The following is a 12,798-nucleotide window of genomic DNA, read 5'->3' as shown; positions in this document are numbered from 1 at the left end:
GGAGCAAGCTTGCTCCTACAGGGTTCTTTGCTGTCTCAATCATCTCATTTCAACGCCATCCGCCCATCTTTGAAATGAAGCTTTGATGACAAAAGTTCGGTAGCACAACGCCATTCAGGTCATGCCTATGTGACGTGCTTGAGGCGGCCGAAAGGCCACTTTTCCAGCCGATGGCGGGACGCCGGGAGCCAGGCAGTCAGCCAGCCTGCCGCAGCGCAGACGGTTACCGGTACTTCGAATTCAGGGGGTGGTGTGAACGATTTTTTCAAGTCACGGCTGGCGCTGTGGGGCTGGCTGCTGGTGACGGCGGGCGCTCAGCCGGCGTGGGCGCAGCAGAGCGTCGAGCTGACGGAACCGAGGCCGGTGGACGTCAACGAATACTTCGTGCGCGGCAACACCGTGCTCGATGCCCGCACGATCGAAGAGGCGGTGTATCCCTTCCTCGGTCCGCAAAAATACCTGGCCGATATCGAAGGCGCCCGCGATGCGTTGCAGAAGGCGTATCAGGCCAACGGCTATCAATCGGTGTTCGTGGAGTTGCCGGAGCAGAAAGTCGAGGACGGCATCGTCTATCTGCAAGTGAGCGAAACCAAGGTGGGTCGGGTTCGTGTCGTCGGCGCCAAGCATTATTCTCCGGTGGAAATTCGCGATGACGTACCGGCGCTCAAAGAAGGCCATGTGCCGGACTTCGCCCAGGTGCAGACTGAACTGGCACAACTGAACAAGAACCCCGGTCGCCAGGTCATGCCGCTGGTGCGCGAAGGTCAACGCCCAGGGACCATGGACGTCGACTTGCAGGTTGAAGACCAGGACCCGTGGCAAGCCAGTCTGGGCCTGAACAACGACTACAGCGCCGACACCGAAAAGCTGCGCAGTGTCGCCAGCCTCGGCTACAACAACTTGTGGCAGTTGGGCCACAGCGTGTCGCTCACGTTCTTTACCGCGCCCGAGGACACCTCCAACGCCAAGGTCTGGTCCGGTTCCTACACCGCGCCGCTCAGCGAGCGCTGGAGCGTGCAGTTTGCCGGTTACCAGTCCGACAGCAACGTCGCGACCATCGGCGGCAGCAACGTGTTGGGCAAGGGTCATTCCTACGGCGTGTCGGCGATCTACACGCTGCCGTCCAGTGGCAACTGGTCCAACTCGCTGTCGGCCGGCATCGACTTCAAGGACTTCGACGAGCAACTGGATTTCGCCGGTGACAGCGACAAGGTGCCGCTCAAGTACGCGCCATTCACCTTCGCCTACAACGGCTTTCGCTACACCGAAAGCTCGCAGTTAGGTCTCGGCCTGAGCCTGGTGGCGGGCACTCGCAGCTTTCTCGGCTACGGCAGTTCCGACGAAGACTTCGACTACAAACGCTATCGCGCCAGCCCCAGTTTTGCGGTGCTCAAGGGCGATACCCAATACACCTACACCTTCGGCAATGACTGGCAGACCGCGAGCAAGGCGTCGTTCCAACTCGCTTCCGGGCCGCTGGTATCCAACGAGCAATTTTCCGCCGGTGGCGCCACGTCAGTACGCGGCTACCTGGCGGCCGAACGCACCGGTGACGACGGCTACCTGCTGAGCCAGGAACTGCGCACGCCATCCCTCGCCAAGTACCTCGGCACTTACGTGCAGGAGTGGCGTTTCTATGCCTTCGCCGAAGGCGCCCAGTTGTACCTGCGCGACGAACTTCCCGACCAGGACGCCGATTACGCCCTCGCCAGTGTGGGCCTTGGCACCCGCGCGAGCCTGAGCAAATGGCTGTCCGGCAGCCTCGACTGGGGCTATCCGCTGCTCGAAGGGCCGAATACCTCGAAACAGGAATCGCGCCTGCATTTCAACCTGCAAGCGACATTCTGAACCTACGGAGACATTTTCATGCAGCGCATATTTCTCGCTTTCCTGATGTGCCTGAGCTTCGTGCTCCCGGCCACCGCCCAGGCGTGGTGGCAAGACGATTGGCACTACCGCAAACAGCTCTCGGTCGACACCACGCCCCAGGGCGCGGCGATCAACGAGGCGTTGGGGCGTACCGCGTTGCTGGTGCGCCTGCACACCGGCAACTTCACCTTCGACGGGGTCAAGGAAGACGGCTCCGACCTGCGCTTCGTCGCCGCCGATGACAAGACCGTGCTCAACCACCAGGTCGAAAGTTTCGATGCGCTGATGGGCATGGCGCTGGTGTGGATTGATGTACCGAAAGTGGAGGGCGGTCAGCGCCAGGACATCTGGATGTACTACGGCAACCAGAAGGCAGCGGCCACCGGTAACGGTCAGTTGACCTTCGATCCGAACTACACCGCGCTCTACCATTTCGACGGTGCCACGGGGGCGCCGGCCAAGGACACCACCGCCTACGGCAACACCGCGCAGAGCGCCACCGGTACGAGCATCGACGGTGTGATCGGTCGTGCCTTGCAGTTCAGTGGTCAGCCGCTGCTGTTGCCGGCCAGTCCATCGTTGCAGCACAACGCCGGCAGCGCGTTCACCTTCAGCGCCTGGTTGAAGCTGGATCAGGCCAATGGCGAGCAACTGGTTCTGGCCCGTCGTGAAGGCGAACACAGTCTGCTGGTCGGTTTGAATCAGGGTATGCCATTCGTTGAAATCGACGGTCAGCGCGCCGTGTCGACCCAGGCCCTGAACCCCGGTCAATGGCAGCACTTGGCGCTGACCGCTGAAGGCAGCAAGGTCTCGCTCTACCTCAATGGCCGTGAATCCGCGAGCCTGGCAGTGGCGATGCCGGCATTCAATTCGGTCATGGCCATTGGTGCCGACGTGTCCGCCAGTGCTTACCTGCCGTTTGCCGGCGCGATCGACGAGCTGCGTCTGTCGAAAGTCGCCCGACCTGCCGCGCAGTTGCTGGCCGATGCCACGTCCCAGGGCGCCGAGTCGAAACTGCTGGCCTATGGTGTTGACGAAGAGCAATCGGGTTACGGTTTCGGCAGCCTCGGTTTCCTGCTCAACGCCGTGCCGCTGGACGCCTGGGTGATCATCGCGGTGCTGGTGCTGATGATGGTCCAGTCGTGGTTCATCATGGTTCGCAAGAACCGCATGGTCAGCCGTGTCTCGGCAGCCAACGAAGCGTTCCGCGAGCAGTTCGCCAAGGTCGGTACCCGCCTGGAAATGTTCGCCGACGACCAGGACCTCACCCTGCGCCTGCAGCACTCGTCGCTGTGGCGCCTGTATCTGTTGGCGGTCAAGGAAATCCGCACCCGTCGCGAGCAGGGCGCCGATACCTCGTCGGTGTCGGCAGCCACCATTGAAGCGATCCGCTGCTCCATGGACGGCGTGCGCACCCGGGAAAACCAGGCGCTCAGCTCGAAACTCTCGACCTTGTCCAACGCCATCGCCGGCGGGCCGTACATCGGCCTGCTCGGTACGGTGCTAGGGATCATGGTGGTGTTCCTCGGCACGGCTATGGCCGGCGACGTGAACATCAACGCCATCGCTCCGGGTATGGCTGCCGCCTTGCTCGCCACCGCCATGGGCCTGTTCGTCGCGATCCCGGCGCTGTTTGGCTACAACCGCTTGATCACCCGCAACAAGGAAGTCAGCGCCGACATGCGCGTGTTCGTCGACGAGTTCATCACGCGCCTGGCGGAAATGCATGGCGAAAGCCAGTTCAGCGAAGCCGCCCACCGCCGTGGCAATCACGCCAACGCCCACACCAACGCCCAAGCACCGGCCTGAGGAGCACTGACATGGCTTCCGTAAATGCCTCCCACGACGATGACGATGATGCAGCGGTGGACAGCATCAACATCACGCCCCTGGTGGACGTGCTGATGGTGGTGTTGGTGATGTTCATCCTCACCGCCACCGCACAGGTTTCGGGCATCCAGATCAACCTGCCCAAGGCCAGCGCTTCCGTGTCGTTGTCCGAAGCCAAGACCAAGGCGATTTCGGTCAACGACGGCGGCCAGGTGTTCCTCGATGTCTACCCGGTGACCCTGGCCGAGCTGGAAGACCGCTTGCGTATCGAGAAGGCCCAGAGCCCGGACTTCCCGGTGATCGTGCGCGGTGACGCCACGGTGCAGTACCAGAAAGTCATCGAGGTGCTGGACCTGCTGCGTCGTCTGGAACTGTCACAGGTCGGTCTGGTGACCGGCAAACCGACACAGGGCTGACCATGACTGCTCAACTTCCCATCAGCCCGTCACCTGTCAAGAAGTCACCCGTGCGCTTTGTGAAGTGGGGCGCCGGGTTGCTGATTGCCGGCGTGGCCGCGTGGTTCCTGTGGCAATGGGCCAACGACATGAGCGGCATTCGTCGCGAAGCGCCGAAGGTGCCGACCATCATTCCGTTGCCGCCACCGCCGCCTCCACCACCGGAAAAACCACCGGAACCGGAACCTCCCGTGGAAGAAAAAATGGTCGAGCCCGAGCCGACGCCGGAGCCGGAGGACGTGAAACCGATCGAGGAAGCACCGCCGTCACCGGTGGACGATCTGGCCAAGCCGATGGAGATGGACGGCGAGGCCCAGTCCGGTACCGACAGCTTCGGAATCAGTGCGGGCAAGGGCAATGGCATGGCCGGTTCCGGCGGCGGACGTCTGGGCAACGGCACGTACAACCAGTTCATGGCCGTCAGTTTTCAGCGCTTGTTGCGCGATAACCCGGACCTGCGCAACCAGGCCTACAAGGCGCAGGTCGACGTGTGGATGAGCACTTCGGGTGACATCACTCGGGTCGAGCTGGCTCAGTCCAGCGGCAACCCCGAAGTCGACGCGCAAATACTCGCTGCACTGCGCGGTGCGCCGCGCATGAGCCAGCGGCCACCGGCCTCTTTCACTGTGCCCATGCGCGTGGCCCTGCAAGGGCGGCGTCCGGGTTAACCCCATTATCAAAAGCTTTGCCAAAAGGAGTTGTGTGCCAATGATTTCCAACGTGAATCGATTGTCCCTGGCGGTCGGCATGGTCATTGCGACCCTGGTCGGTCAGGCCGCAGCCGCGCCTGCGCCCTCGGAGAACGCCACGATCAATCTGATCCGCTTGCTGGTAGAGCAAGGCGTGTTGAAGCAGGACAAGGCTGACAAACTGATCGCCCAGGCCCAGAGCGAAGCGGATCAGGCCCGCAAAGCCGCCACCGCTGCACCCACCGCCGTTGCCGCCAGCGGGCCGGCCGCCGCACCGGGCGATGTGCGGGTGCAGTATGTGCCGGCTGCCGTGCGCGACCAGATCCGCGATCAGGTCAAGGCCGAGGTCATGGCCACCGCCAAGCAGGAAAACTGGGCGCAGCCCAACACCTTTCCGGACTGGGTGTCGCGTGTCAGCTTCGATGGCGATATCCGTCTGCGTGACGAATCGCGCTACTACTCGGGCACCAATAGCAACGAAATCGTCGACTTCGCCAAGCTCAACAACAACGGCCCATACGACGTGAACCCCAACAGCAGCACCGGCCTGCCACCGTTGCTCAACACCCGCGAAGACCGTGAAAACCTGCTGCGCCTGCGGGCGCGCCTGGGCATGAAAGCGGTGATTGCACCGGACTGGACGGCCGGTATCCGCATCGGCACCGGTTCCGACAACAGCCCGGTGTCGACCACCCAGACCCTCGGTGGCGGTTTCGGCAAGAAAGACATCTGGCTCGATCAGGGTTACCTGACCTGGAAAGCCACCGACGAATTGACCCTCACCGGTGGCCGCTTCAGCAACCCGTTCTTCTCCACCGACATGCTGTATTCCAACGAGCTGAACTTCGACGGTATCGCGGCGATGTTCGACCACAAGCTCAACCGCGACTGGGGCATGTTCGGCACCGTCGGTGCATTCCCGATCGAGTACACCAACGACACCAGCTCCAGCAACGGCTTCGACAAGGAAGAGAGCGACAACAAGTGGCTGTTCGGTGCGCAGGTCGGCGCCAACTGGGCGATCAACGCCAGCAACCGCCTCAAAGGTGCGTTGGCCTACTACCGCTTCGACGACATCGAAGGCCAGCGTTCCAGCCCTTGCGAGCCGTGGGCCGGTGCACCGGGCTGCGACAGTGACGGCAGCCGTTCGGCGTTCATGCAAAAGGGCAACACGGTGTTCCTGCTGCGTGACATCACGCCGAACCCGCTCAACCCGGCGACCACGCCGCAACCGCAATACGTGGGCCTGGCCTCGGAGTTCAACCTGCTGGACCTCAACTTCGTCTGGGACAGCGACCTGCCGGAAGACTTCAAGCTGCGCAGCCAGGCCAATTATGTACATAACCTGGGCTACGACGAAGGTGAGATGCGCAAGCGTGCGGCAGGGCAGATCGTCAACAACCTCGACAGCGATGGCGACATCGAAAGCGGGGCCAATGCGTGGATGATGCAGTTCACCCTCGGCAGCGCGCTGGACATGCGCAAGCAGGGCGACTGGAACCTGTTCGCCGGCTACAAGTACATCCAGCCGGATGCCTTGCCGGACGGTTTCAACGATTCCTCGTTTCACTTGGGCGGCACCAACGCCAAGGGCTATTTCCTGGGCGGCAACTACGGTCTGGCCAAGAACGTCTATGCCACCGGTCGCTGGTTGAGTTCCGAAGCGGTGTACGGCGCACCGTTCGATATCGACGTCTTGCAGCTTGAGATCAACACGCGCTTCTAAAGCGCAGGGAGAGCTTCATGAACACGAAAATCCTGTTGTTTGCCCTGGGCGCGCTGGTGGCCCAAGGGGCGAGCGCCGAGGGCATGGAGGAACGCCTGCGCACGCAACTGCGCAGCACTACCCAACAGTTGCAGGCCTTGCAAAGCCAGCAGGCCCAGGCCAGTGCTGCACAGGTCGCGGCGCAAGCCGAAACCCGGGCGGCTCAAGCGCAGATCAAGCAATTGACGGCCGAGCTGGCCAAGTACAAAGGCGCGGCCGAGCAACTGGCGAGCCAGCAGGACACCTTGCAAAGCCAGGCCCAGGCGCAGATGGCGGCGAGCAACGAGCAGCTCGGCAAGTTCAAGAAGGCTTACGACGAACTGTTGGTCATGGCCCGCGGCAAAGAAGCCGAACGGGCCAGGCTCGAAACTCAATTGGCGGAACGTGACACACAAATGCAGCAATGTTCGGTGAAGAATCAACAGATGTACGGCGTGGCCAAGGAGATTCTTGCGGCCTACGAAAAAATCGACGTCGCCGAAGTGATGAAGATACGCCAACCGTTTGCCGGCACGGCCCGGGTCAAGTTCGAAGAACTGGCTCAGGGCTTTGGCGACGAGCTCTACAAGACCCAATTCGACGCGCCCCAGGCTGCGATCACTCACTGAAAACAGGGAAGAACTCACATGACTCAATTGATCGCTCACGTATCGCCACAATCGCTCACCGAAGTGCTGCAAACCGCCGGCTATCGGGTCAACCAGACCGATCAGAACGGCATCGTGCAACTGCTTAGCGCCAGCCAGGGAATCGGCTACGCAGTGCGCTTCGGCAACCCGGCCGGCGAGCAGGGCCGCTATGTCGATTTCACCTTCAGTTGCGCCTTGCGCGTCCAGGGCGAATTGCCGGCCGGCCTGGCAGAACTGTGGAATGCCTCGCGCCGCTTTGCCCGGCTGTCAGTGCAGGGCGAGTTCCTGGTGATGGAGATGGACGTGGTGGTGGCCGCCGGTGTCAGCGCCGATTACCTGCGCGGCAATCTGGAACTGTGGGATCGCCTGTTACAGGAATTCATCGTTTACCTGCGCGACTACAGCCAGAACGCGGCGCAGTTGCAGGCCCAGGTTCAACCTGCCGAAACCGCTGAACACGAGGTGGCTGCCCAGTGAAAAAACGTACGGTAGTGGCCAGCGCGGGGGCGTTGGCGGTATTGGTGGTGGCCGTTGCGTTAGGTGTGCGAACGGGCAACGACCCGGTCGCAGCACCGCAGCCGGTCAAGTCATTGGCGGTTGCATCGACGGAGCCGGCGGTGGCGCGGTTGGGCAATCAACAGGTGGACAGCGACGAACTCAAGGCGTTGTTGGCGTCCTTGCCCGCCGAATCCCGGGACCAGTTGCGCGGCAATCGCGCGACGCTGGAGAGCTGGATTCGCTCGCGCCTGGCCGAGAAAGCCGTCCTCGAACAGGCCGATGCCCAGGGCTGGCGTCAGCGTCCGGAAGTTGAACAACAAACCCGCGCTGCCACCGAGCAAATCGTCTTTCGCAACTACCTGCAATCGGTCAGCCAGGTGCCGGCGGATTACCCCAGCGCCGCTGAATTGCAACAAGCCTATGACGCGGGCAAGGCGCAGTGGATGACACCGGCGCTGTTCCGGGTCAGTCAGATTTTCCTTGGGGTGAACGATCCGCAGAGCCTTGATAGCGTGCGCAAGCAAGCCCTGGAACTTAGCCGCAAGGCGCAGGCAACTCCGGCGGAGTTCGCCGCACTGGCGGGCCAGTTTTCGCAGGATCACGACAGTGCCGAACGCGGTGGTGACACGGGCCTGCAACCGTTGGCGCAACTGGTACCGGAAGTGCGCGGCGTGGTGTCCCGGCTCAAGGTCGGTGCAGTGTCCGAGCCGGTGCAAAGTGCGATGGGCTTCCACGTGATCAAGTTGACCGAGCAGCAACCGGGGCGGGTGGCGACCCTGGACGAACTGCGTGAGCGGTTGACCCAGGCCCTGCGCGCCCAACGCCAGGAGCAAATTGCCAAGGCCTATCTGGAAGGCATGCTCAACACGGCAACGCTGAGTATCGACGGCGCCGAACTCAATAAAATCCTGGAGGCAAAACCCGAACAACTGTAGGCGCGAACCTGCACGCGATAGCGGCCCGTCAGTCATCATTGATGTGGCCTGCCCCACCGTTATCGCGAGCAGGCTCGCTCCCACAGGGGACCGGTCACGTCGAGGCATCGCCTTATACCAACAAAAAACGACAGGGAGTCATCGATGTCATTCACCGAATCAACTGGGTCTCAGCGCGTCGCCGATTACCGATCACCGGCTGACTCAGCCGAATCCTGGCTGGCCCTTGCAGACGGGATGGACACCGAGGTCGCGCAGTATTTTCTGGTCAGCGCCCGCTGCGGTTGTTTCATGCAGGCTGCCCGCAGCCTCAATGTCCGGCCGACGATCCTGCGCAAGCATCTGGCCCAACTGGAAGATCAACTGCAAAGAACGCTGTTCATGTTCAAGGACAGTTCACTGACACTCAGCCGTGACGGCCATCAATTGCACGTCCGGTTGCTGGCTCTGGCGCACGAACGCACCTTGCCGGTGATTGAGCAGCCGTTGATTCGCCTGGCGGTGGCGCAAACCCTTCTGCATGACATCCTCGGACGTGATCTGGTGTCGCTGTTGCGCCGCAACGCCAGTTTGCGTCTGGAGATCATTTCGCTGGACAGCGATCTGTCATTGCAAGCGGTCAGTGCCGACGTGGTGCTGTGGCTGGCCGGCACCGAATCGCCGATGCCACGCCCAAATTTCTCCACCACAGAGCCGCAGCCGCTGGCGAGGCTGGACTACCAGCCGTACATAGCCAAACGCTATTCACGGGTGACGGCCCGCCCGGAAAAGCTCGATGACCTCGCCGATTTCCTTCTGGTGCAATGGCAGCATGAACGGCAGGTGGACAGCTTCCGTCCGTGGAACGCGCTGGTGGAACAGCGTCTGGCGGGGGTGGTGCGGTTGCATTCCTATGAACTGATGCTGGAGATGATCCGCTGCAGCGCCTGCATCGGCCTGCTGCCCGGCTACATGAGCCGTTATGACCGTGGCCTGATCGCGTTACCGGGGTTGTTCAACCAGCCGATGCAACGCCAGGTATGGCTGGCGGTGAATGACCAGTCCCAGGACAAGGCGCAGGTACAGAGGCTGGTTGAATTGATCCTCAGCACTTTCGAAGAACGATGGGATTGGTTCCAGGACTGACCCGTTCCACAGGTAGGAGCGAGCCTGCTCGCGATAGCGCCTCGTCAGTCAACATCGTCGTCGACTGTTACATCGCTTCGCGAGCAAGCTCGCTCCTACAGAGGTGTTCGCCATTCGGGAGTTTTGCGTTATAGAGTGAGTGGCCATGTCTGCCTCAAGGATGATTCGCCCATGCCCACTTCCAAGCCTGTTATCACCCTCGAACGCCTCAATGAGTCCCACATCGAAGGCATCACCGCGCTTTACCGCGAACCCGTGGTTGCCCGTCAAACGCTGCAGTTACCGTTTCCCTCCAGTGACATCTGGCGCAAACGACTGGTGTCGGACAACGAGCGGGTGATGCAACTGGTGGCGCTGCATCAAGGCGCCGTGATCGGCAGCATTTCGCTGGAACAGTTCTCACGTATTCGTCGTAGCCATGCAGGCAGCTTTGGCATGGGCGTCGCGCGCGCCTGGCAGGGGAAGGGCGTCGGCTCGAAACTGCTGTCGGCAGCCTTGGATATCGCGGACAACTGGATGAACCTGCGGCGGGTCGAGCTGAGCGTGTATGTCGACAACGAAGCCGCCATCCGCCTGTACCGCAAGTTCGGCTTCGAAAACGAAGGGCTGTTTCGCGACTATGCGGTGCGTGACGGTGCCTACGTCGATACCTTGAGCATGGCGCGCCTGCGCCGCATGCCTGGTGCCGATTGATCGCACACCCTGAGGTAAAGGCCACCGCTCGTACGTTTAGTCGTACGTCGGCAACGCGCATCTGCCATGCTCAGCGTCCGCGACACGGCTTCAATCATAGGAACAGCGCAATGGATGACGTACAGCAACTGGGCGAGATGCTTCGTCACTACGCAGAAAGCGAAGCGCACAAGAAGCAGTTGTTCGAATCGCAGTCGGCCGAATGGGCGAAGCGCATCGGTGAATTGTTCGATCAGATCCAGCAGTGGCTGGAGCCGGTGCAGTCACCGCATTTGTTGGAGGTCAGCCGAGAAGCATATGTCGTGTCAGGGCCGAGCTTGGCGGTCGAGACATCACCGTTCAAGACTGAAAAGCTGTCGATTGTCATTGCTGGCAAACCCGTGGAATTTGTCCCGGATGTGATGGGCGTTGGCGGGCAGATTTCCGTGGCGGTGATGGGCTTTACCGCGGCACGGGTTGGCAGCGTGTCGCTGGTGTGCATGCCGCCCGCCACGAATTGGCAGTGGCGCAAGACCAATGGCCTGAAAGACCCGGACACCTTCGCGTTTGACGCAAACTTTTTGGCGCAACAACTGCAAAGCCTGATCCCCCGCGAACGCAGCTGAGACAAGATCACTGTAGGAGCGAGCCTGCTCGCTCTTACAGTGATCGGTGGTGCCTCAGATGTCGAGGTTACCCCAACCCGGTTTCTGCACTTCAGGCGCAACCGCCTTCACCGTCTTGCCCGTCGCCAACTCCACGCGCTTTGCGACTTCCGGATCATCGGCAAACGGAATCAAACTGGCATCGTCCAGGCTTTCAGCCGTCTGATGGCGCAAGCAGTATTCGATGGTGACCCATACAAACACCACCCCCAGGATATTCAACAGGATCTCGGTCATCAGGCTATCTGCGCCTCACGTTCGGCCATCGACACATCCGCTACCCGCACCGTTCGCCAGACGTTGTACGCCATCAGCAGCATGCCGCTGAGGAAAAACACGCCACCGGTAAAACGCACTACGAACCCCGGATGGCTGGCTTGCAAGGCTTCGACGAAGGAGTAAGTCAACGTGCCGTCGTCGTTGATCGCGCGCCACATCAGGCCCTGGGTGATGCCGTTGACCCACATCGAGGCGATGTACAACACCGTGCCGATGGTCGCCAGCCAGAAGTGCGCGTTGATCAGGCCGATGCTGTACATCTGCTCGCGGCCGAAGACTTTCGGCACCATGTGGTAGGTCGCGCCAAAGGTGATCATCGCCACCCAACCCAGGGCCCCGGCGTGCACGTGGCCGATGGTCCAGTCGGTGTAGTGGGAGAGGGCGTTGACGGTCTTGATCGCCATCATCGGACCTTCAAAGGTCGACATGCCGTAGAACGCCAGCGACAGCACCAGAAAACGCAGGATCGGGTCGGTGCGCAACTTATGCCAGGCACCGGAGAGCGTCATCATGCCGTTGATCATGCCGCCCCAGCTCGGCGCCAGCAGGATCAGCGACATGGCCATGCCCAGCGACTGTGCCCAGTCGGGCAATGCGGTGTAATGCAGGTGGTGCGGGCCGGCCCAGATGTACAGGGTGATCAGCGCCCAGAAATGCACGATCGACAGGCGATAGGAGTACACCGGCCGCCCCACCTGTTTCGGCACGAAGTAATACATCATCCCGAGAAAACCGGTGGTGAGGAAAAAGCCCACGGCGTTGTGCCCGTACCACCACTGCACCATGGCATCGGTGGCCCCGGAATACACAGGGTAGGACTTGAACCAGTCCACCGGGATCGACAGGTGATTGACCACGTGCAGCATGGCGATCACCACGATGAACGCGCCGAAGAACCAGTTGCCGACGTAGATGTGCTTGGTCTTGCGCTGCACCACGGTGGTGAAGAACACGATGGCGTAGGCCACCCAGACCACGGTCATCCACACCGCGCCGGTGAACTCGATCTCGGCGTATTCCTTGGTGGTGGTGTAACCCAGCGGCAGGCTGATCAGCATGATCACGATCACCGATTGCCAGCCCCAGAAGGTGAAGGCGGCGAGGGTGTCGGAGTACAGCCGCACCTGGCAGGTACGTTGCACCGCGTAGTAACTGGCGGCGAACTGCGCGCTGCCGGCGAAGCCGAAAATCACCAGGCTGGTGTGCAGCGGTCGCAGGCGCCCGAAGGTGGTCCATGGCAGGTCGAGGTTCATCTCGGGCCACACCAGTTGCGAGGCGATCCACACGCCCATCGCCATCCCCACGACGCCCCAGAACACGGTCGCCACGATGAATTGGCGGACGACCTTGTAGTTATAGGCCCGTCCGATAGTTGTTGTGCTCATGG

At 61.5% G+C, this 12,798-nt stretch carries 13 protein-coding genes; 11 read left to right on the top strand and 2 right to left on the bottom strand.

The features are described 5' to 3' along the window. Positions 1-252 precede the first annotated feature (252 nt). The 11 genes from BVK86_RS03630 to BVK86_RS03580 all read left to right on the top strand — a co-directional run bounded on the left by BVK86_RS03630 (position 253) and on the right by BVK86_RS03580 (position 11,093). Positions 253-1,848 (top strand): ShlB/FhaC/HecB family hemolysin secretion/activation protein, encoded by a 1,596-nt coding sequence (locus BVK86_RS03630; RefSeq protein WP_075945129.1) that lies wholly within the window; start codon positions 253-255, stop codon positions 1,846-1,848. Between the two features lie 18 nt (positions 1,849-1,866). Beyond that, positions 1,867-3,678, top strand: coding sequence for a DUF2341 domain-containing protein (locus tag BVK86_RS03625; RefSeq protein WP_075945128.1), 1,812 nt, complete (start codon positions 1,867-1,869; stop codon positions 3,676-3,678). An 11-nt stretch (positions 3,679-3,689) separates the two neighbouring features. Beyond that, complete coding sequence (locus BVK86_RS03620) at positions 3,690-4,115, top strand: ExbD/TolR family protein (protein WP_075945127.1); 426 nt, start codon at positions 3,690-3,692, stop codon at positions 4,113-4,115. A gap of 2 nt (positions 4,116-4,117) precedes the next feature. Further along, positions 4,118-4,822 carry an energy transducer TonB family protein gene (locus BVK86_RS03615; RefSeq protein WP_075945126.1) on the top strand — a complete coding sequence of 235 codons (705 nt, stop codon included), beginning with the start codon at positions 4,118-4,120 and terminating at the stop codon, positions 4,820-4,822. A gap of 40 nt (positions 4,823-4,862) precedes the next feature. Then, positions 4,863-6,569: a putative porin gene (locus BVK86_RS03610; RefSeq protein ID WP_075945125.1), complete on the top strand. Its 1,707-nt coding sequence runs from the start codon at positions 4,863-4,865 to the stop codon at positions 6,567-6,569. 17 nt (positions 6,570-6,586) lie between these two features. Then, positions 6,587-7,216, top strand: a complete 630-nt coding sequence (locus tag BVK86_RS03605; protein WP_075945124.1) for a DNA repair protein — start codon at positions 6,587-6,589, stop codon at positions 7,214-7,216. An 18-nt stretch (positions 7,217-7,234) separates the two neighbouring features. Then, positions 7,235-7,714 carry a YbjN domain-containing protein gene (locus BVK86_RS03600; protein WP_075945123.1) on the top strand — a complete coding sequence of 160 codons (480 nt, stop codon included), beginning with the start codon at positions 7,235-7,237 and terminating at the stop codon, positions 7,712-7,714. Continuing rightward, positions 7,711-8,670 carry a peptidylprolyl isomerase gene (locus tag BVK86_RS03595; RefSeq protein ID WP_075945122.1) on the top strand — a complete coding sequence of 320 codons (960 nt, stop codon included), beginning with the start codon at positions 7,711-7,713 and terminating at the stop codon, positions 8,668-8,670. The genes BVK86_RS03600 and BVK86_RS03595 overlap by 4 nt, the downstream gene beginning before the upstream one ends. A gap of 144 nt (positions 8,671-8,814) precedes the next feature. Continuing rightward, positions 8,815-9,795 (top strand): LysR family transcriptional regulator, encoded by a 981-nt coding sequence (locus tag BVK86_RS03590; protein ID WP_075945121.1) that lies wholly within the window; start codon positions 8,815-8,817, stop codon positions 9,793-9,795. Between the two features lie 171 nt (positions 9,796-9,966). After that, positions 9,967-10,488: a GNAT family N-acetyltransferase gene (locus BVK86_RS03585; RefSeq protein WP_075945120.1), complete on the top strand. Its 522-nt coding sequence runs from the start codon at positions 9,967-9,969 to the stop codon at positions 10,486-10,488. A 110-nt stretch (positions 10,489-10,598) separates the two neighbouring features. After that, positions 10,599-11,093 (top strand): hypothetical protein, encoded by a 495-nt coding sequence (locus tag BVK86_RS03580; RefSeq protein ID WP_075945119.1) that lies wholly within the window; start codon positions 10,599-10,601, stop codon positions 11,091-11,093. 54 nt (positions 11,094-11,147) lie between these two features. Here BVK86_RS03580 and BVK86_RS03575 read toward each other — a convergent pair whose 3' ends face one another. Continuing rightward, the gene (locus BVK86_RS03575) at positions 11,148-11,369 is read right to left on the bottom strand and encodes a hypothetical protein (protein WP_075945118.1); all 222 of its coding nucleotides are present in this window, start codon (positions 11,367-11,369) and stop codon (positions 11,148-11,150) included. Then, positions 11,369-12,796 carry a cytochrome-c oxidase, cbb3-type subunit I gene (gene ccoN / locus BVK86_RS03570; protein WP_075945117.1) on the bottom strand — a complete coding sequence of 476 codons (1,428 nt, stop codon included), beginning with the start codon at positions 12,794-12,796 and terminating at the stop codon, positions 11,369-11,371. The genes BVK86_RS03575 and ccoN overlap by 1 nt, the downstream gene beginning before the upstream one ends. Positions 12,797-12,798 lie beyond the last annotated feature (2 nt).

Origin of the sequence: Pseudomonas reinekei (assembly GCF_001945365.1) — a bacterium.
Taxonomy (GTDB): Bacteria; Pseudomonadota; Gammaproteobacteria; order Pseudomonadales; family Pseudomonadaceae; genus Aquipseudomonas; species Aquipseudomonas reinekei.
This window is presented reverse-complemented; position numbering and strand designations above follow the sequence as displayed.